The organism is Streptomyces sp. NBC_01506 (genome assembly GCF_045040295.1).
In the GTDB taxonomy this organism is placed as follows: Bacteria; Actinomycetota; Actinomycetes; order Streptomycetales; family Streptomycetaceae; genus Streptomyces.
Window position 1 is genome coordinate 6,957,928 of the sequence record NZ_CP109422.1, and the last position, 19,395, is coordinate 6,977,322.

General features: G+C 72.0%; 18 protein-coding genes and 1 riboswitch. Of the genes, 5 read left to right on the forward strand and 13 right to left on the reverse strand.

Annotated elements, in window-relative coordinates; all coding sequences use genetic code 11:
• Window positions 1–321 precede the first annotated feature (321 nt).
• Both OG329_RS31285 and OG329_RS31290 read right to left on the reverse strand, forming a co-directional pair.
• Window positions 322–1,002 (reverse strand): SCO2322 family protein, encoded by a 681-nt coding sequence (locus tag OG329_RS31285; RefSeq protein ID WP_405799738.1) that lies wholly within the window; start codon window positions 1,000–1,002, stop codon window positions 322–324.
• Window positions 999–2,312, reverse strand: coding sequence for a prenyltransferase/squalene oxidase repeat-containing protein (locus OG329_RS31290; RefSeq protein ID WP_405799739.1), 1,314 nt, complete (start codon window positions 2,310–2,312; stop codon window positions 999–1,001). Before OG329_RS31290 ends, OG329_RS31285 begins: the two co-directional genes overlap by 4 nt.
• 171 nt (window positions 2,313–2,483) lie before the next feature.
• Window positions 2,484–2,556, reverse strand: a riboswitch (cobalamin riboswitch).
• 306 nt (window positions 2,557–2,862) lie between these two features.
• Between OG329_RS31290 and OG329_RS31295 the strand changes: the two genes are divergently transcribed.
• From OG329_RS31295 to OG329_RS31305, 3 genes are all read left to right on the forward strand, one after another.
• Entirely contained in the window at window positions 2,863–4,179 is a 1,317-nt protein-coding gene (locus OG329_RS31295) for a glycosyltransferase family 4 protein (RefSeq protein WP_405799740.1), read from the forward strand.
• 152 nt (window positions 4,180–4,331) lie between these two features.
• Window positions 4,332–5,066: a class I SAM-dependent methyltransferase gene (locus OG329_RS31300; protein ID WP_405799741.1), complete on the forward strand. Its 735-nt coding sequence runs from the start codon at window positions 4,332–4,334 to the stop codon at window positions 5,064–5,066.
• Between the two features lie 2 nt (window positions 5,067–5,068).
• Window positions 5,069–6,157, forward strand: coding sequence for a prenyltransferase (locus OG329_RS31305; protein WP_405802117.1), 1,089 nt, complete (start codon window positions 5,069–5,071; stop codon window positions 6,155–6,157).
• A 45-nt stretch (window positions 6,158–6,202) separates the two neighbouring features.
• Here OG329_RS31305 and OG329_RS31310 read toward each other — a convergent pair whose 3' ends face one another.
• The 5 genes from OG329_RS31310 to OG329_RS31330 all read right to left on the reverse strand — a co-directional run bounded on the left by OG329_RS31310 (window position 6,203) and on the right by OG329_RS31330 (window position 11,395).
• A complete protein-coding gene (locus OG329_RS31310) occupies window positions 6,203–6,496 on the reverse strand; it encodes a hypothetical protein (RefSeq protein WP_405799742.1) in 294 nt (97 codons plus the stop codon).
• Between the two features lie 137 nt (window positions 6,497–6,633).
• Window positions 6,634–7,491, reverse strand: coding sequence for a hypothetical protein (locus OG329_RS31315; RefSeq protein WP_405799743.1), 858 nt, complete (start codon window positions 7,489–7,491; stop codon window positions 6,634–6,636).
• A 280-nt stretch (window positions 7,492–7,771) separates the two neighbouring features.
• Complete coding sequence (locus OG329_RS31320) at window positions 7,772–8,767, reverse strand: N-acetylmuramoyl-L-alanine amidase (protein ID WP_405799744.1); 996 nt, start codon at window positions 8,765–8,767, stop codon at window positions 7,772–7,774.
• A gap of 31 nt (window positions 8,768–8,798) precedes the next feature.
• The gene (locus OG329_RS31325; protein ID WP_405799745.1) at window positions 8,799–9,488 is read right to left on the reverse strand and encodes a class I SAM-dependent methyltransferase; all 690 of its coding nucleotides are present in this window, start codon (window positions 9,486–9,488) and stop codon (window positions 8,799–8,801) included.
• Window positions 9,489–9,592: 104 nt separating this feature from the next.
• Window positions 9,593–11,395: an MFS transporter gene (locus tag OG329_RS31330; RefSeq protein WP_405799746.1), complete on the reverse strand. Its 1,803-nt coding sequence runs from the start codon at window positions 11,393–11,395 to the stop codon at window positions 9,593–9,595.
• A 200-nt stretch (window positions 11,396–11,595) separates the two neighbouring features.
• On the opposite strand from OG329_RS31330, the gene OG329_RS31335 reads away from it, so the two are divergent.
• Window positions 11,596–13,071 carry an MFS transporter gene (locus tag OG329_RS31335; protein ID WP_405799747.1) on the forward strand — a complete coding sequence of 492 codons (1,476 nt, stop codon included), beginning with the start codon at window positions 11,596–11,598 and terminating at the stop codon, window positions 13,069–13,071.
• 21 nt (window positions 13,072–13,092) lie between these two features.
• On the opposite strand, the gene OG329_RS31340 is transcribed toward OG329_RS31335, so the two are convergent.
• The 6 genes from OG329_RS31340 to OG329_RS31365 form a co-directional block, all read right to left on the reverse strand.
• Complete coding sequence (locus OG329_RS31340) at window positions 13,093–13,698, reverse strand: response regulator (protein WP_405799748.1); 606 nt, start codon at window positions 13,696–13,698, stop codon at window positions 13,093–13,095.
• Entirely contained in the window at window positions 13,695–14,903 is a 1,209-nt protein-coding gene (locus OG329_RS31345; RefSeq protein WP_405799749.1) for a sensor histidine kinase, read from the reverse strand. The genes OG329_RS31340 and OG329_RS31345 overlap by 4 nt, the downstream gene beginning before the upstream one ends.
• An 11-nt stretch (window positions 14,904–14,914) precedes the next feature.
• Window positions 14,915–15,643: an ABC transporter permease gene (locus tag OG329_RS31350; protein ID WP_405799750.1), complete on the reverse strand. Its 729-nt coding sequence runs from the start codon at window positions 15,641–15,643 to the stop codon at window positions 14,915–14,917.
• On the reverse strand, window positions 15,643–16,572 hold the full coding sequence (locus OG329_RS31355; RefSeq protein WP_405799751.1) for an ABC transporter ATP-binding protein: 930 nt from the start codon (window positions 16,570–16,572) through the stop codon (window positions 15,643–15,645). Before OG329_RS31355 ends, OG329_RS31350 begins: the two co-directional genes overlap by 1 nt.
• Before the next feature lie 168 nt (window positions 16,573–16,740).
• Window positions 16,741–16,911 carry a hypothetical protein gene (locus tag OG329_RS31360; protein WP_405799752.1) on the reverse strand — a complete coding sequence of 57 codons (171 nt, stop codon included), beginning with the start codon at window positions 16,909–16,911 and terminating at the stop codon, window positions 16,741–16,743.
• Window positions 16,912–17,023: 112 nt separating this feature from the next.
• Window positions 17,024–18,265 (reverse strand): hypothetical protein, encoded by a 1,242-nt coding sequence (locus OG329_RS31365; protein ID WP_405799753.1) that lies wholly within the window; start codon window positions 18,263–18,265, stop codon window positions 17,024–17,026.
• 248 nt (window positions 18,266–18,513) lie between these two features.
• On the opposite strand from OG329_RS31365, the gene OG329_RS31370 reads away from it, so the two are divergent.
• Window positions 18,514–19,389, forward strand: a complete 876-nt coding sequence (locus tag OG329_RS31370) for an NAD(P)-dependent oxidoreductase (protein ID WP_405799754.1) — start codon at window positions 18,514–18,516, stop codon at window positions 19,387–19,389.
• Window positions 19,390–19,395: the final 6 nt, after the last annotated feature.

Consider the following 19,395-nt stretch of genomic DNA (forward strand, 5'->3'; position numbering starts at 1 on the left):
GCGGCGGGTGGGCCTGGTGTCCTCAATCGCCGGGCGGGCTTGATGGGTGGGCCGTTGTGTGTGCCTGCGGGTGCGTCGGTGGGGTGGGTCGGGTCCGGTCGGTGGGGCGGTTTGTCTTCAATCGGCGGACGGGCTGGGTTGGTTGCGGCGGGTGGGCCCGGTGTCCTCAATCGCCGGACGGGCTCCAAATGCGGCCCGCCGGGTGCGCGCGCGGGTGCGGCCTCGGACTGTCCCGGGGTCGGGCGTGTTCCCGTGCGGCGGTCGGCGTCGGGGTTGTCGGGCGCGCCCGCCTCGTCGTCGTCCCGGATCCCCGCCGCCGGGTCAGGCGCGGCGACGGCGGGCCTGCCAGGTGGCGGCTGTCGCCAGGGTGAGTACCGCCGCCGCTCCGGCGAGGATGCCGAGGGACGGGGTGCCGCCGGCCTCGTCGGCGTCGCTCGCGGTGGGTGTCGGGGACGAGGACGTGGACGTGGACGGGGTCGCGGACGCGGCGCCGTCGACCGAGATCTGTTCGCCGCAGCCCGACTTCGGGTAGCCGGTGATTCCGCACAGCAGCGCGTCGCTGTTGTAGCGCAGCGGCTTCGCCACCGCCGCCAGGGCGTCCGCGCTCGTCGCCTCCGGGGCCACCCGCGCGCACTCGGCGCGCGGCGCCGGTGGCCGCTCGCCGTCCGGGGCGTCCGCCTGTGTGCCGGGGTCGACGACCACCGCGATCCGCTTGCTGCCGGACTTCGCGGGCGTGGACCCGCAGACGGCCGCGAAGTCCGGTGTCTCGCGGGGCTTCGCCGCGTCCTGGCTGTCCGCGCTGACCGCGAAGCGGAAACCGTTGACCGTGCCGTCCGCCGGGCGGGCGAGCGCCGGGCCCTGGGTGGCGTACGTCCACGCCGTACCGTCGCCCTCCCAGAACGACCAGTAGCGGTAGCCGGCCGCCTGCGCCGTCCCCGTACCCGGCACCGTCAGCGCGCCCGTGAACGCCAGCAGGACGGCGAGTATCCGTGCGCGCCTCATGACCGGCGCCGCCTCGCCCGCAGCACGTACAGCGCCCAGATCGCGAGCGCCACGAACATCCCGATGCCCATCGTCCACAGGTTCCCGGACATGCTGCTCTTCTCCGCCTTCTGCTCCGCGAGCACCTTCTGCTGCTCGTCGGTCGTCAGCGGCTTGGGCCCGATCCATTTGGGTGTGGGCCCCGTCGCGTTCAGGGCCTTCACCAGGTCGGTGCCGCCGAACGTACGCGGGTCGGTGCTCGTCGTATGCGCGGCGAAGATCAACTGGGCGTACGCGGCCGGGCCGTTCTCCTTCGCCCACCCCGCCGCGTTCTTCTCCAGCCACTTCATCGGGGCCGCCGCCTGCTCGCCGTATCCGGCGGTCGTCAGCGCGACGACGGCGTCCGCCGTGTTGCCGTAGTCCGGCAGCGGCGCCGAGTCGGCGGCGCCGGGCATGGGCGGCTGGTCGAGGTGGCCGGTTTTGGCGAGCGCCTTCACCAGATACGACGCGCCGTTGCGCGCCGCGCGCTCCGGCGTGAGCGGGTGCAGGTCCTGGCAGACGGGCGCGGGGCCGGGCTCGACGCCCGTCGTGACCATCCGCTTCCCGATCCCGCCGAGCAGACCGGCGGCCGTGGCATCCGCGTTGGGAAGCAAGGCGCCGGATTTGTCGGGCTGGTATGCGAACGCGCCCCCGCCCTCCTTCGCGTCGCAGGGGATCGCGAAGCTGTTCAGCGCCTGGTACGGGGACCTGTCCCGCGTCGACAGCCGCGTGCCCACCGGGGCGCCGCCGGCGGCCAGTGCTCCTATCACCAGGCCCGTGGAGTTGGCGTCGCTGGGGGCGCCCGCGCTGTAGCCCCAGCCGCCGTCCGCGTTCTGCACGGAGGTGAGCCAGTTCAGTCCGTTGTTCATGGCGTCGGGGTGGGTGGTGAGCGCGGCCAGTATCTGTACGGCGGCGGCCGTGGAGTTGGTGTCCACGACCGTCGTCGCGTCGCACGGCTTCGTCGTGTCGGGCCGGTACGCCGGGAACGCGCCGCTGTCGCACTGCTGGCCCAGCAGCCAGGTCACGGCGGAGTCGGCGGGCATGACGTTCACGGCGCGCTGCGCCAGCATGGCGAGCGACTGGCGCCAGACACCGTCGTAGGTCGGGTCCGTGGTGCCGTACATCCCGGCGGGGAGTTCGACCGGCGGCGCGGCCGGAACGGCGGGGGTGTCGGCCGGGGTGCCGGCCGGAGCGGCGGAAGCCGGGGAGGGGAAAGCGGCCACGCACAGGACGGCGGTGGCTGCGGCGGACGCTGCTGCGACGCGTGCCACGCGGCGGCGAACGGTGGTCATGGCGGGTGTGGCCTCTCCTGCGTGAACGCGTAGCGTGCGATCGACGTGCGATCGACGTGCGATCGCGGAACCGGGCAGGCACGGTGAGGCACCAGGCTCCGGCTCCGTATGCCTCGACGGTGCCGGCCACCGGGGGTTTCCGGTGGCACGAGCCGGTCACGACCGCGTCCGGGGTGCTCCGACTCGCCGCCGGTGAGGGCGGCTCACGGTTGCGGGTCAGTGCCGGATTCGCACCGGCTTCCCCCCGTACGGGCATGATGACGACCCACTCACTCTACCGGCCCCTTTTCGGCCGCCCCGGACGCCGCCGCCGGGCTCGGGCACCCGGGTCATCTGACGCCTCGTCACCGTTCCTGCGCGCTCGCCGACTCCGCCGGCGGCGCCCCGGCCCGTCGTGGTGCGAATCACCAGGGCCGCCCCGCCGCGTACCGCTACCTGCCGGTAGATTCGAGGCTCGCGGTGTCGTCCCGCCCACCCGGCGGGAACTTGTTCCGGACTGACGCGAGCGGCTACGCTCCGCCGAAAGTGAAGTGAGAAGTGAGGGCCGAGAGTGACCGCTGAGGCCGTAGAGGCGGGTAGCCCCACGGGGCCCGCCACCACCTCCGGCGCGCCGGACCGGCCGCTGCGCATCGCGCTCCTCACCTACAAGGGCAACCCCTTCTGCGGCGGCCAGGGCGTCTACGTACGGCACCTCTCCCGCGAGCTGGCCCGCCTCGGGCACAGCGTCGAGGTCATCGGCGCCCAGCCCTACCCCGTACTGGACGAAGGCGTCCCGCTCACCGAACTCGGCAGTCTCGATCTCTACCGGCAGCCCGACCCGTTCCGGACGCCGAAACGCGGCGAGTACCGCGACTGGATCGACGCCCTCGAAGTCGCCACCATGTGGACCGGCGGCTTCCCCGAACCGCTGACCTTCTCGCTGCGCGCCCGCCGCCATCTGGCCGCCCGCCGGGGCGAGTTCGACGTCGTCCACGACAACCAGACGCTCGGTTACGGGCTCCTGGGCGACCTCGGCGCCCCCCTCGTCACCACCATCCACCACCCCATCACCGTCGACCGGCGCCTGGAGATCGACGCCGCCGACGGGTGGCGCGCCCGCGCCTCCATGCGCCGCTGGTACGGCTTCACCCGCATGCAGAAGCGCGTCGCGCGCAGGCTGCCCGCCGTGGTCACCGTCTCCGGCAGCTCGAAGCAGGAGATCACCGACCACCTCGGGGTACGGCCCGAGCGGATACGGGTCGTCCCCATCGGCGCCGACACGGGCCTGTTCTCGCCGGACCCCGCCGTACCCGAGATCCCCGGCCGGATCGTCACCACCTCCAGCGCCGACGTACCGCTCAAGGGACTCGTCCACCTGGTCGAGGCACTGGCCAAGATCCGTACCGAGCATCCCGCCGCCCATCTCGTCGTCGTCGGCAAGCGCGCCGAGGACGGGCCCGTCTACCGCGCCATCGAGCGGTACGGGCTCGGCGACGCGGTCCAGTTCGTCAAGGGCATCTCCGACGCCGAACTGGTCGACCTCGTGCGCGGCGCGCAGATCGCCTGCGTGCCGTCCCTGTACGAGGGGTTCTCGCTGCCCGCCGCCGAGGCCATGGCCACCGGCACCCCGCTGGTCGCCACCACCGGCGGGGCGATCCCCGAGGTCGCTGGGGCCGACGGCGAGACGTGTCTGGCCGTGCCGCCCGGTGACGCGGACGCCCTGGCCGGGGCGCTCAACAGGCTGCTCGGCGACCGGGAGTCGCGCGAGCGGCTGGGTGCGGCGGGGCGCGAACGGGTGCTGAGCCGGTTCACCTGGGCGCGGGCCGCCGAGGGCACCGTCGAGCTGTACCGCGCGGCCGTCGCCGCCCGCGCGGGGGCGGCCCGCTGATGGGGGCCCCGGCCCGGCCGCGGTTCTGTCCCTGTCCGCGTTCCTGTCTGCGTCCCTGTCCGCCTCCCCGTCTGCGTCCTTCCACTCTCTGACCGACGTTCCCACCCACCCCGAACACCCCGACGCCCCTCCCACCGCGAAAGCAGGAACTCGTGCTGACCGTGGACTTCTCCCGTTTCCCGCTCGCCGCCGGCGACCGGGTGCTCGATCTGGGGTGCGGCGCCGGCCGGCACGCCTTCGAGTGCTACCGGCGCGGCGCCCAGGTCGTGGCCCTCGACCGGAACGGTGCGGAGATCCGCGAGGTCGCCACCTGGTTCGCCGCGATGAAGGAGGCCGGTGAGGCGCCACCCGGTGCCACCGCCACCGCGATGGAGGGCGACGCGCTCAACCTCCCCTTCCCCGACGAGTCCTTCGACGTCGTGATCATCTCCGAGGTCATGGAGCACATCCCCGACGACAAGGGCGTGCTCGCCGAGATGGTCCGCGTCCTGCGGCCCGGCGGCCGGATCGCCGTGACCGTGCCCCGGTACGGCCCCGAGAAGGTCTGCTGGACGCTCTCCGACGCGTATCACGAGGTCGAGGGCGGCCATATCCGTATCTACAAGGCCGACGAACTCCTCGCCCGGATACGGGAGGCCGGGCTCAGGCCGTACGGCACCCATCACGCGCACGCCCTGCACTCGCCGTACTGGTGGCTCAAGTGCGCCTTCGGCGTGGACAACGACCAGGCGCTGCCCGTTCGCGCGTACCACAAGCTGCTCGTCTGGGACATCATGAAGAAGCCCTTCGCGACGCGCTTCGCGGAGCAACTGCTCAACCCCGTCGTCGGCAAGAGCTTCGTCGCCTACGCCACCAAGCCGCATCTGCCGACCGCGGAGGGCAAGTGACCTTGCCCGGTCGCGGCCCCGACCGCACCGAACACCTCGTCCTGCCCGGTGTCCTGACGGCGGATCAGGCGGACGAGACCGTCGCGGGCATCCTCGCCGTACAGCGCCCCGACGGCGCCATCCCCTGGTTTCGCGGCCACCACCTCGACCCCTGGGACCACACCGAGGCCGCCATGGCGCTCGACGCGTCCGGCGAACACGAGGCGGCGGCGCGGGCGTACGCGTGGCTGGCCCGGCACCAGAACGAAGACGGGTCCTGGTACGCCGCCTACGAGGACGGCGAGGGGGCCCGGCCCACCGATCCGAGCCGCGAGTCCAACTTCTGCGCCTATCCCGTGGTCGGCGTCTGGCACCACTATCTGGCCACCGGCGACGAGGGGTTCCTCGACCGGATGTGGCCCGTTGTGCGCTCCGCCGTCGAGTTCGTCCTGGAACTCCAGCGGCCCGGCGGGCAGATCGGCTGGAAGCGCGAGGCGGACGGCACCGCCGTCAACGACGCGCTACTGACCGGCAGTTCGTCCGTGCACCAGGCGCTGCGCTGCGCGCTGGCGATCGCCGAGGAACGCGAAGAGGCCCAGCCCGACTGGGAGTTGGCGACCGGATCGCTCGCGCACGCGATCCGCGAGCACCCCGAACGGTTCCTCGACAAGAGCCGCTACTCGATGGACTGGTACTACCCGGTCCTCGGCGGGGCGATGACCGGAGCGCAGGCGAAGGCCCGGATCGAGGAGGGCTGGGACCGCTTCGTCGTCCCGGAACTCGGGGTGCGCTGTGTACTGCCCAACCCGTGGGTGACCGGCGGCGAGAGCTGTGAACTCGCCCTGGCGCTGTGGGTGGTGGGCGAGTCGGACCGGGCGCTGGACGTACTCCAGTCCATCAAGCACCTGCGCGCGGACGGCGGGCTGTACTGGACGGGCTATGTCTTCGAGGGCGAGAAGGCCGTCTGGCCCGAGGAGTTGACGAGCTGGACGGCGGCGGCGCTGCTGCTGGCCGTGGCCGCGCTCGGTGGGGACGAGGCGACCACGGCGGTGTTCAGCGGTGAGCGGCTGCCGTCCGGACTTGAGCCGGACTGCTGCGAAAGGGTCGGCTGAGGCGGGTCGTTGAGACGACTGCTGACGCCGACTGATGACGGTGCGTCAGATACGGCGCAGTCGGCCGGCCAGTCCATGGCCGATGAACAGGTACACCACGGCCGCCAGACCGTAGCCGGACACCACCCGCGCCCATGCTTTGTCGAAGGTGAACAGGTCGTAGGACCAGCCGGCGAGCCAGCGTGCCGTGTCCTGGACGAAGTTCACCAGGTCGTTGGCGCGGTTGGCGTCCAGCAGGTACATCACGATCCACAGGCCCAGGATGAAGGCCATGACATCCGCGATCACGATGAGGACCGTGGCTGCTGCGCTGCTTCCACTGCGTTGACGTGAGGCCATGACGTCCGTGTTGCCGCTTCCGGGCGGGTGAAACCCCGACGACCCCACCCGCTGGGTCCGGTGCACGTCAGCGGCCCCCCGCCCGGGAAGGGCGAGGGGCCGCTGTTGATCTCCGTGCTGGTGTCCGTGCGCGCCGCTCAGCCTCGCTGGATGCCCGACGTGTCCTGGAGCAGACCGCGACGGCCGTCCTGCGTCTGGGCGATCAGGCCCGGACCGCGCTGCTCGACGGCCAAGTACCAAGTACCCGGAGCGAGTTCGGCGATCGGGGACGGCGAGCCGTCCTCGCCGAACAGGGGACGGGCCACCGGCACGGCGAACCAGAACGGCTCGAAGTTCCCGGCGGGCGCGCCGTCCTGCTTCGCACCCGGCGCCCCCGGCTGCCCGCCCTGCGAGGGCTGACCCGGACCGGGCTGACCCGGCTGACCGGGCTGGACACCGCCGTACGCCCCCGGCTGGGGCTGGCCCGGCTGGCCGCCACCGTACGGCGGCTGCTGGGCGCCCGGGTAGCCGTAACCCTGGCCGGGCTGGCCCGGCTGGCCGTACGGCGACGCGACCTGCGGCTTCGGGGCGCCGACGAGGGGCGCCTTGAGCGCGGGAACGAGCGGGGTGGCGAGAGCGCCCGCGGCGAGCACGATGGTGGAGAGCAGGCCGAGAATCATGCCGGCGCCCACGTTGTCCGCGTCGATGATGGTCCAGAACGCGGTCCACAGCGCGAAGACGGTCAGGGCGACACCGAACTGGCCGATGTCGAGGCCGACCACCTTGCGGCCCGGCATGCCCCGGCCGACGGCGATCAGCCCGGCGCCGATGATGCCGGTGATGAACATGCTCATCACCAGGCCGAGCACGTCCCAGGCGTTCGGGCTGTCGAAGCCCGAACAGTCCACCCCTGACGGGCAGTCGATGCTGGACAGGCCGAGGAACGAGGCGATGAACAGCACCACCGCTGCTCCGATCACCACGCCATCGCCTCGTGTGAGGGAGCGGATGTTCACGTGAAAAGTCCTTCGTAGATCGTCTCGTCGGGGCGGTCGCCACCGGCGCGGAGGGCGACGGCGCGAAGTGCGAAGCTCGGGGGCGGCTCCCTATCGTACGGATAAATCTATCGTCTGCCCGAGCCGGGCGTCTCCTTGGTTGCGGGCCGCCTGATGAGGGGACCACGACCGGACCCCCAACGGTTGCGGGAGTGCGCGACGAAGAATGGATCGCGGTGTTTTCGTTGTGATTCCGTTGCCATTCGCGGCTGTTCGCAGAGGGTTCCCCTGCCGCGTGTGGCTATCGGTTCAGGAAACTGCTGATGCCGTCCGCCATTCCCTGCGCCGCCTTCTGCCGCCACTCGGCGCTCGTCAGCAGGGCGATGTCCTTCGTGTCACGCATGTTGCCGCACTCGATGAACACCTTCGGCACGGTCGAGAGATTGAGCCCGCCGAGATCGTCACGCACATCAAGTCCCGTGCCCCCGCCGAGATAATTGGACGGAGCGCTTCCGGTCGCGCGTACGAATTTGCCCGCGACGCGTTCGCCGAGATCGCGCGAGGGAGCCACGATCTTCGAGGTGTCGGCACCGCCCGACTTCACCAGGGCGGGGAGGATGACATGGAAGCCGCGGTTGCCTGCGGCCGAACCGTCCGCGTGGATGGAGATCACGGCATCGGCTCCGGCCTTGTTGCCGATTTCCGCGCGTTCGTCCACACACGGTCCCCATGGGCGGTCGTTCTCATGGGTGAGTTTCACCGTCGCTCCCTCTTTACGCAGGAGAGTGCGCAGACGCTGTGAAACATCGGCGGTGAATTCGGCCTCGGTGTAACCGGAGTTGCCGGCGGTGCCCGTGGTGTCGCATTCCTTGCGATTGGTTCCGATGTCCACCAGCTTGTTGATCTCGGCGGTGTGTTTGAAGTTGCCCGGGTTGTGCCCGGGGTCGATGACGACGATCCGTCCCGCGAGCGGCCCGTCACCGGGAGCGGGCCGCGCGTCCCCCGGAGCGGCGTCGTCGTCCGGCGCGGACTTCGACGCCGATGCCGACGGTGACTTCGAGACGGACTGCCTCGGCTCGGGACCCGACGACGCGGGCCGGTCGGCCGCGCCGGCGGTGGCGGACGTGCTCGCGCCCGGCGCGGGGAGACCGGCCGGACCCCCGTCGGCGGACCCACCGGTGGCCTGCCAGATCAGCCACCCGGCGAAGGCGCCCGGCACCAGCGCCGCGAGGGCGATGGTGAGCGTGCGGCGCGAGGTCCGGCGGCGGGCGGCGGGGTGGCTTTCGTCGTACGACACCCGGCGATGCTAGTTGGTGCGGGCCGGAGCGTCAGGTTCCTGCGCCGGTACGTCGCAGGACGCGCAGCGAGTCGTACGCCGAGACCTCGGCGAACGCGCCGGACGCCAGCGCGCGCCGCCACACCCGGTACGGGGCCCGGCCGCCGTCCGCCGGGTCGGGGAACACGTCGTGCACGACCAGCAGTCCGCCGTCGGCGAGATGCGGTGCCCAGCCCTCGTAGTCGGCGTTCGCGTGCTCGTCGGTGTGGCCGCCGTCGATGAACACCAGGCCCAGCGGGCCGCCCCAGAGCGCCGCCACCTGCGGGGAGCGGCCGACGACCGCCACGACATGGTCCTCCAGACCGGCCGCGTGGAGCGTGCGGCGGAAGGACGGCAGCGTGTCCAGTTGGCCGACCTCGGGGTCGACGAGCGTCGGATCGTGATACTCCCAGCCCGGCTGCTGCTCCTCGCTGCCGCGGTGGTGGTCGACGGTGAGCGCGGTGACACCGGCGGCGCGGGCGGCGTCGGCGAGCAGGAGCGTGGAACGGCCGCAGTACGTGCCGACTTCGAGCAGCGGCAGCCCGAGGGCGGCGGCTTCGGTGGCGGCGGCGTACAGGGCAAGGCCCTCACCGGTCGGCATGAAGCCCTTGGCGCGCTCGAAGGCGGCGAGGACGTCGGGGGTGGGGGTGAGGGAGGGGACGGCAGCCGGGGTCGGTTCGTACGGGGCGGTCCCGGCGGTCATTTGTTCCTCCTGCGTGCTGCGGGCTGCGTGCTGCGTGTTGCGGGCGACGTGCTGCGTGCTGCGTGCCGCGCGTGTGCGGTGGGGCCATGCTGCCGTACGCCGTCCTACGACCGGACCGCCGCCCGGCGGGCCAGCACCAGATCGACGTCCACCGACAGGGCTCCGCCGAGATACGTCGCCGGGTGGGCGTACGGGGCGTGGCCCGTGGCCGAGCCCGCGAGGACGTACCGGCCGGCGGCCGGGGCCGCGAGCGCGTACCGGCCCTCGTCGTCCGTCGTGGTGAGGCCCGCCTGACGGCCGCCGGAGTCGAGCAGCGTGACGTTCGCCCGTGTGACGGGCGCCCCGTCGGCGTCCAGCACCCGGCCGCGGAAGCCCCGGACGGCGGGGAGGGCGCCGGGGAGGGCTGCGGGGAGGGCGGTGGACCGCGCGTCGTCCTCGCTGCTCGCCCGCAACTCGGTACGGGTCGAGGTCTTGTGGGCCGGCAGGAAGGCCGCCAGCGCCAGTCCGGCGAGCACGGCGGCGGTGGCGATCATGAACGACAGGCGGAAGCCGTGCAGGCTGGGCACCGCCGTGGGACCCGTACCGATCGCCGTACGCGCCAGCACCATGCCGATGACGGCGCTGGACACCGACGTACCGATCGAACGGGCCAGTGTGTTCAGCCCGTTGGCCGCACCGGTCTCCGTCGGGTCCACGGCTCCGACGATCAGGGCGGGCAGCGAGGAGTACGCCAGCCCGATGCCCGCGCCGAGGACCATCGACATGACGACGGTCTGCCAGGCGGCGCTCATCATGAACAGCCCGGCGCCGTAACCGACCGCGATGACCGCCATGCCGATGATCAGCGAGACCTTGGGGCCGCGCCGCGCGGATATCCGGGCGTAGACGGGAGCGACGAGCATCATCGTCAGACCCAGCGGGGCGACGCACAGACCCGCGACGACCATCGACTGACCGAGGCCGTAACCGGTCGAGGTGGGGAGCTGGAGCAGTTGCGGCAGGATCAGCGACACCGCGTAGAACGCGACGCCGACCATCATCGAGACGAGGTTGGTGAGCAGCACCTCGCGGCGCGCGCTCGTACGCAGGTCGACCAGCGGGGCCTTGAGGCGCAGCTCCATCCAGCCCCACAGCCCGAGGACGACGACGGCCACCCCGAAGAGAGTGAGCGTCATGGGCGACGTCCAGCCCCAGGTGCTGCCCTTGGTGATCGGCAGCAGCAGGGCGACGAGGCCGGTGGAGAGTCCGAGCGCGCCGAACCAGTCGAACCGGCCGCCCGCACGTACCGAACTCTCCGGCACCATCAGGACCGTCAGCACCATCGACAGCACGCCGAGCCCGGCGGAGCCGAAGAACAGGGTGTGCCAGTCGGCGTGCTGGGCGACCAACGCGGCGCCGGGCAGGGCGAGTCCGCCGCCGACCCCGATGGACGAACTCATCAGCGCCATCGCCGAGCCGAGCTTCTCGCGGGGCAGCTCGTCGCGCATGATGCCGATGCCCAGGGGGATCGCGCCCATCGCGAAGCCCTGGAGGGCGCGACCGGCGATCATCACCGTCAGATTGTCGGTGAACGCGCAGACCAGCGAGCCGACGACCATGACGGCCAGACTCGCGAGCAACATCCGGCGCTTGCCGTACAGATCGCCGAGCCGGCCCATGATCGGCGTGGACACCGCACCGGCGAGGAGCGTGGCCGTGATGACCCACGTCGCGTTGTCGGGCGAGGTACGCAGCAGCGCCGGCAGGTCCTTGATGATCGGGACGAGCAGGGTCTGCATGACGGCGACGGTGATACCGGCGAACGCGAGCACCGGGACGACGCCGCCCGTTTGCCGCTTACGCGAAACGGCCCCGGGGAGGGGGCCGGATCCGGATCGGGCGTACTGGTCGGGTGTCGCTTGTGGCATAGGTGGAGCCTCCGGGCAGGGGAAGGGTGGGCAGGGCGGTGGGCCGCGCTGAGGGTAAACGCTTTGGGGTGGCCCCGGTATTCCGGGAGCGCGCGCCGGATCGGCCGTGGGTTCGCGATACGTCCTAGGTCCGGTGGCTGGTGCCCCGTACATCGATATCCCGATGTACGGACAGGGGTACGGCTGCGACCATTACCGCCATGTCCCACGTCCCGGCAGTCACCGAAGCAGAAACCGAAGCGGAAACCGAAGCGGAAACCAGCCGCGAACCCGCCTTCGGGCGCGCCGACGCCGCGCGGTCGGCCCGCACCTGGGCCGTCATCTTCGCCGCGTGTGCCGGGCAGTTCCTCGTCGTACTCGACGTCTCGGTGGTGAACGTCGCCCTGCCGTCGATGCGTACCGACCTCGGTCTCAGCACCATCGGTCTCCAATGGGTGCTCAACGCCTACACGATCGCTTTCGCCGGGTTCATGCTCCTCGGTGGCCGGGCCGCCGACATCTTCGGCCGCAAGCGGATGTTCCTCACCGGGCTCGGTGTCTTCACCGCCGCGTCCCTCGCCGGCGGTCTCGCGCAGGAGGGCTGGCAACTGCTCGCCGCCCGTGGTGTGCAGGGTCTCGGCGCCGCCGTACTGGCTCCCGCGACGCTCACCATCCTGGCCGCCGCCGTCCCCGCCGGACCGGCGCGGACCCGGGCCATAGCCACCTGGGCGGCGGTCGGCGCGGGCGGTGGCGCGGCGGGCGGGCTCGTCGGCGGCATCCTGACCGACGTGCTGTCGTGGCGCTGGGTGCTGCTGATCAACGTGCCCGCCGGGGCGCTGGTCCTTCTCGCCGCCGTGCTGTGGCTGACGGAGGGCCGGGCGAAGGAGGCGCGGCGCAAGCTGGATCTGCCGGGCGCGGTACTCGTCACCGGCGGCCTCGCCGTCGTCGCGTACGGCATCGTGCAGACCGAACAGGCGGGCTGGACAGCCGCGGCGACCCTGGTGCCACTGCTCGGCGGACTGCTGCTGCTCGCGGTCTTTCTTCTGGTGGAGGCACGCACGAAGCTGCCGCTGATGCCGCTGAGACTCTTCCGCGTACGGGCGGTGTCGGCGGCCAACGCCGGGATGGTGGTGACCGGTTCGGCGTCGTTCGCGATGTGGTTCTTCATGACCGTCTACGCGCAGAACGTCCTCGGCTACTCGCCCCTCGAAGCGGGCCTCGCGCTCATACCGAGTTCGCTGGCCGTGGTCATCGGCTCCAAGCTGGCGCCCGTGCTGATGCGACGCGTCGGCGCCCGGCATGTCGTGGTCCTCGGCGCCCTCGTGGGCGCCGCGGGATTCGGCTGGCAGTCGATGATGACCGCCGACGGCACCTTCCTGCGGACGATCCTGGGCCCCGGCATCCTGATGATGGTCGGCGCCGGACTGACCATCACACCGCTCGCCGCCCTCGCGACGGCGAGCGCGGCACCCGGCGAGGACGGTCTGGTCTCCGGCCTCGTCAACACCTCACGGACCATGGGCGGGGCCATCGGCCTCGCGGTCCTGTCGACGGTCGCGGCGGCGCGTACGTCCCACGGGAGCGGTCCGGCGGCGCTCACCGAGGGGTACGCGCTGGCCTTCCGGACCGGGGCGGGGCTGCTGCTCGTGGCGGCGGTGCTGATGTTCTTCTGGCTGCCGCGCGACTCGCAGACGTAACGGCGGCGCGGGGTACGGGCTTCAGAGCCAGCCCTGCTGACGGGCCGCCCGCACCGCCTCCATGCGGTTACGGGTGCCGGTCTTGCCGATCGCGGACGAGAGATAGTTCCGTACGGTCGACTCGGACAGGCTCAGCTTCGCCGCCATGTCGGCGACGGTCGCCCCGTCCACGGAGGCGTTCAACGCGTCCCGCTCGCGGGCGGTCAGCGGGCTCGGACCCGCGCTCAGCGCGGCGGCTGCCAGCGCCGGATCGACCACGGTCTCGCCCGCGAGCACCCGCCGGATCGCCTCGGCCAACTCCTCCACCGGCCCGTCCTTCACCAGGAACCCGGCGGCCCCCGCCTCCATGGCGCGGCGCAGATAGCCCGGCCTGCCGAAGGTGGTGAGGATCAGCACCCGGCAGTCGGGGACCTCGTCGCGCAGGTCGGCGGCGGCGTCCAGACCGCTGCGGCCGGGGAGTTCGATGTCGAGCAGCGCCACGTCGGGGCGCGCGGTGAGGGCGGTCGACACGATGGTGTCACCGGTGGACACCTGGGCGACCACGTCGATGTCCCGCTCCATGCCGAGCAGCAGCGCGAGGGCGCCGCGCATCATGTTCTGGTCCTCGGCGAGAAGGACTCTGATCATGCGGTTCGCTCCGTTTCCGTTTCCGTTTCCGGCTCCGTTTGCGGCTCCGTTTCCGTGGCCACCGGGAGTACGGCCGTCACCCGGAAGCCGCGTCCCGCCGAGCCCACCGGGCCCGCTTCGAGTGAACCGCCCGCCACGGCCAGCCGCTCGGTGAGTCCCGTGAGGCCGGTGCCCGCGAAGTAGGTGCCCACCTCGTCGGCCGGTCCAGAGCGTACGCCGCGACCGTCGTCCGCGATCACGAGCCGGATCCGCTCCGGCGCGCCGTCCACCGTGATCTCGCACCGGTTCGCCCCGCTGTGCCGTACGGCGTTGGTGACGCACTCGCGTACGACCCAGCCGAGCAGCGCCTCCGCACGCGGCCCCGGCGGCGGCCCCGACTGCCGTACGACCGGCTCGATCCCGGCGGCGGTCAGCGCCGAGCGCGCCCGGTCCAGTTCGTTCGAGAGGCTGGTGTCGCGGTAGCCGGTGACGGCCTCGCGGATCTCGGTCAGCGCCTGCCGGCCGACAGACTCGATGTCGGTGATCTGCCCGAGCGCCGCGTCCATGTCGCGCGGCGCGAGCCTGCGCGCCGCCTCCGACTTCACCACGATCACCGACAGGGTGTGGCCGAGCAGATCGTGCAGGTCGCGCGAGAAGCGCAGCCGTTCCTCCTCGACCGCCGAGCGCGCCAGCTCCTGCCGGGTGGCGCGGAGCTGTACGACCGTCTCGGACAGGGCGAGGATCGCCGCCGTCACCAGCATCGAGATGGCGGTGCCGTACGCGACCGCCACCGCGCCCCAGCCGTCGTGGACGGCGGCGATCACCGCGACCGCCGCCGTCAGCGGAGCGCCGACCAGGGCGAGGGCCCGGCCGCGCAGCACGGTGCCGCAGGCCAGTCCGAACAGCGGGAAGAACAGCAGCCAACTGCCGCCGTAGGCGGCGCCGAGACCGAACGTCAGCACGGCCATCCCGGCGAGCGCCCACCCGGTGCTCCGGCTGCGCCGGGCCACCGGGTGGAAGGCGCGGAACACCACATAGATGTAAAGGGAGTTGAAGACGAACAGACCGGCGCCGCCGAGCCAGGGGTTGGGAGTCTCGCCCCGGACGAGATTGGAGAGCGAGCCCAGTCCCAGCAGCAGCCACGGCAGCATGGCGAAGCCCGAGGCCGGGCCCGGTCGCTGCCGCTGCCGCCGCCCGCATCGCGCCTTGGTCGCTTTGTTGGTCATACCGTCCTCGGTCATACCGTCCTCGCAGACGTGCGGTAGGACAGCACAGCGTACGTACCGAACACCGTCAGCCAGCCGACGAGCACCGCGACCGCCCCGAGTCCGGGAGCGCGGCCGTCCGTCGTGGCCCAGCCGAGTTCGGCGAAGCCGTGCGCGGGTGTGTACTCGGCGGCGGTCCGCAGCCAGCCGGGGAACGCCTCGATCGGGAACCAGAGCCCGCCGACCACCGCCAGCCCCATCAGGGCGCCCGTGTTGATCACTCCGGCGGTCTGCGGGGAGAGCCGGTAGCCGTTGCCGATCCCGAGCAGCGTGAACGGCAGCGTGCCCGCCCACAGCAGCAGGACCAGCACGGCCCACTGCCACGCGTCGAGCCGTACGCCGTTGGACACGGCACCGGCCGTGAGGACCGTCAGGATCGCGGGCAGGACGGTCACCGAGCCGGCGACGGCGCGGCCGAGTACCACCTGGCGGGGCGGCATGGGGGTGATGCGCAACTGGCGCAGCCAGCCCAGCGAACGGTCCTCGGCGATGCCCGTGCCGACGCTGACGGCGGCGCCGAGCGCGCCGTAGGCGGCCATGCCGACCATGGCGGTCGTCTTCCAGGCGCTGCCGCCGCCGTCGTCGGCGGCGCCGAGGTTGGTGAACAGCAGATACATCACCACGGGCATCCCGGCGCTGAAGATCACGAAGCCGGGTTCGCGCAGTGTGCGCCGTACTTCGAGCCTGACGTAGTTCAGCATCACACCATCTCCCGCGTACCGGTGAGCGCGAGGAAGGCGTCCTCCAGCGTGGCGGGGGCGACCTCCAGGCCGCTGACCCTGCCGAGGCCGAACAGCGCCATGACGGTCGCGTCGGAGTCGTCCGTACGCAGGTGGGCCCGGTCGCCCCGTATCTCCACCGACACGACGCCCGGCAGCGTGCCGAGCCCTCGCGTGCCGCGCCCCGCGAGGTCGAAGGCGACGAGATGGCCGCCGACCGCGCGCTTGATCCGTTCGCCGCTGCCGTCCGCGACGATACGGCCGTGGTCGATGACGACGATCCGGTCGGCGTTGTCGTCCGCCTCCTGCATGTAGTGCGTGGAGAACACCACGGTGTTGCCCCGGCGGGCGTAGGCCCGCATGGACGTCCAGAACGCGCGTCTGGCCTCGACGTCGAGCGCGGCCGTCGGCTCGTCCAGGACGATCAGTTCGGGGCTGCCGGCGAGGGCGATCGCGAAGCGGACGCGCTGCCACTGGCCGCCGGAGAGCTTGTCGACGCGGCGCCCGGCGAGTTCGGTGAGCCCGGCGAGGTCCAGGGCCTCGGCGAGGGGCAGCGGGCGCGGGTAGGTGCTCGCGACGAACGACACCAGCTCGCGCACCGTCGTACGGCGGACCGGCCCGCCCTCCTGGAGCATCGCGCCGACGCGCCCCGAGGCGACCGCGCGCTCGGGGGTGTCGCCGAAGAGGCGGACGCGTCCGCTGTCGGGCTCGTCGAGGCCGAGCAGCAGGCTGATGGTGGTGGATTTACCCGCGCCGTTACGGCCGAGGAGGGCGATGGTCTCGCCGCGTGCGATGTCGAGATCGACGCCGGCCACCGCGCGTACGGCGCCGAAGGACTTGACGACGCCTTCGACGCGTACGGCGTGCTCGGGCGCGGGCTCAGGCTCGTGCTCGGTTGCGAGATGTGTCATGCCGACGACGCTACGGAGGCTTCGCGGGCCGCGGCAGATGCGGATGTACGGACTCGGCCGGGACAAATGTCCTGCCCCGGTGTCCTGCCCCGGTGTCCTGCCCGGGTGTCCTGCCCCGGCCGCCGGAGGGGCTGTCCGGGCCCCGTCCGGCGGCTCGGAGGGAGGAAGTCAGGCCATCTCGATGTCCTCCCCGGGACGGCGGTGGCGTCCGTGGGCCGACGACTGCGAGTCGTCCGTCGCGGCGGCCCCGCCCCGGTGTTTTCCGTGGCCGGTGTCGTCCCGGTCGCCGGCCGCCTGGTGCGGACGGTCCTTGGCCGTGTCTGTTCGGCTTTCAGACATGTGGGAAGTCACCCCGATGAATCGCTGCTATCGCTTGCGTATGTGCTCTGCGCACGGGTGTCGGCCGTCCCCGTACCGACCGACCGGACCCGCGGCAAAATACTAACCAGCCCTATCCGGCGGCCGTACGCCCGGTGAGAGGCGCCTGCTGCAACGGAACGGGCTTGCACACGGGGCGAGTTGGACGCCGCACGGACCCATCCCCACCTGCGGCTTCCACTTGTGCGGGTTCTGTGGGCAATTCGGGCCGTACGTCCTGCGGCGCCGCGTGCCAGGTGTCCATCGGTACGTCCTGCGGGACGTCGCGCGGCACCTCCAGTTGGGCGACGCCGCACGGCATCGCGCCTGTCGCGTACGGCAGTTGGAGCACCCCGTCCCGCGACCACAGTCCCGTACCGGCCAACCAGCCCTCCGGCGCCGCGTGTTGGTGCAGCCGCCGGCCCGAAGGGCGCCATGTCCCCACCCATGTACCAGCCGGCCCGTCGACGCGCAGCGCGACCGCGCAGCTCTCCGGCATCAGCACCTGTCCCGGCTGGACGGCGAAGGGCGTGACCGACCGGCCGGCCGGCCGCAGACACTCCGGGAAGCGCACCGGCCGCGCGCTGCCCAGCACACCCCAGCCGAGGCGGTCGTGGCCCGGCGCGTCCGAACGGATCAGCAGCAGACCGCTGTCGGCGTCGGCCAGCAGCAGCCGGTCGTTGCTGCCCTCCGCGATCTGGAGCAACGGGCTCACCTCGCCGCCCCGTTCCAGGTCGACGGCGACGGCCTTGACCACGCCGTCCAGTTCGCGGTCGACGGCGAGCAGCCGCCCCGTACCGTCGAGCCAGACGCCGCCCGAGCAGCGCCCGCGCACGGTCGCGACCGGCTCCGGGCCGAAGGCGCCGCCCGCCACCAGCCAGACGGTCGTGCCGTGTTCGCCGGGCGCCAGCGCGTAGGCCCTCGTGCCGTCCGGCGACGGCGGCAGGAGCGTCAGCTCCGGGCACTCGACCGCGCCGAGCGGCAGCTCGCCGGTCCTCGGCCCGGTCGGATACAGCAGCGAGAACGCCTGCCGGTCCGCCACCCGCCGATGGATCAACACCCGCCCGTCGACCAGCGGCAGCACACCGGCGTCGGGCTCCTCGGGCTGGTCGAGCGGAAGCGGTACGGCGTACGGCTCGGGCCCGTCGAGCGTCCACCGCTCGGGGAACCACGCCGCAGCCCCGGCACCGTGCGAAGGGCCGTTCCCGAGGGTCAGCCGAGCCGCGTACGAACCGTCCGCCGCGACCACGAGCCCCGCACGCGGGACGCCCCCGTCCGCCGCGACGCCGTCCACGCCCGGCCCGCTCTGCACGCTCTCAATGACACAGGCTGTCATCGCTCCGTCACCTCCGGCGACGACGCTAGGTTCGCACTCGCTGCCGAACAACAGGTGACCACCCGCTTCACACGTACGGGTGGCCGGTCGAGGGTTCGGCTGTGGGGGAGGGGGCGGGTGTGCACGGCGGCGGGGTGCTTACCCGCAAGTGAGTACCTGACAAATTAGTCGGTACTGGTCAACTCCACTGGTGGCAAGGAGGATTCAGCGGGACGACGACATGCGGACTTCAGGAGAGGGACCCGAAAGTGACAGACAACAGCGGAGTTCAGGTGAGCGTTCTCGGGCTGGGCGCGATGGGTGGCGCTCTCGCGAGCGCCCTCGTGAAGTCCGGGTACGCGACAACGGTCTGGAACCGCTCGGCGGGGAAGGCGGACGACCTCGTCGCGCAGGGCGCGAAGGCCGCCGCCACGGCCGGCGACGCGGTGCGGGCGAGCCCACTGGTGATCGCGTGCCTGCTGGACCACGCGTCGGTCCACGAGGTGCTGGACCCGCTCGCCGGCGAACTGGCCGGACGCACGTTGATCAACGTGACGACGACATCACCGGCGCATTCACGGGAGTTCGCCGACTGGGCCGCCCGTGCCGGGGTCGCGTATCTGGACGGCGGCATCATGGCCGTACCGACCATGATCGGCCGGCCTGAGTCCTCGATCCTCTACAGCGGTTCGGCCGATGTCTTCCAGCAGCACAAGCCGCTGCTCGATGTGTGGGGAACCAGTACGTACTTCGGCGAGGACCCGGGGCTGGCGTCCCTGTACGACCTGGCCCTGCTCGCGGGCATGTACGTCATGTTCGCCGGCTTCCTGCACGGCGCCGCGATGGTCGCCCCGGCCGGCGTGACGGCGGGCGAGTTCGCCCAGCGGGCCGCACCGTGGCTGACGGCGATGACCGGCGCCTTCCAGGGGCTCGCCGCGGTCGTCGACGGCGGGGACTACACCGTCGAGGGGCAGCAGAGCCTTGAGTTCTCCAGCCTGGACGACCTGCTGGCCGCCAGCTCGGACCAGGGCATCAGCACCGAGGTGGTCGCGATGGTCCAGAGGCTGATCCAACGCCAGATCGACGCGGGCCACGGCGAGGAGGGCTTCGCCCGGATCATCGAAAGCATCAAGCAGCCGGGGTGACGGTCG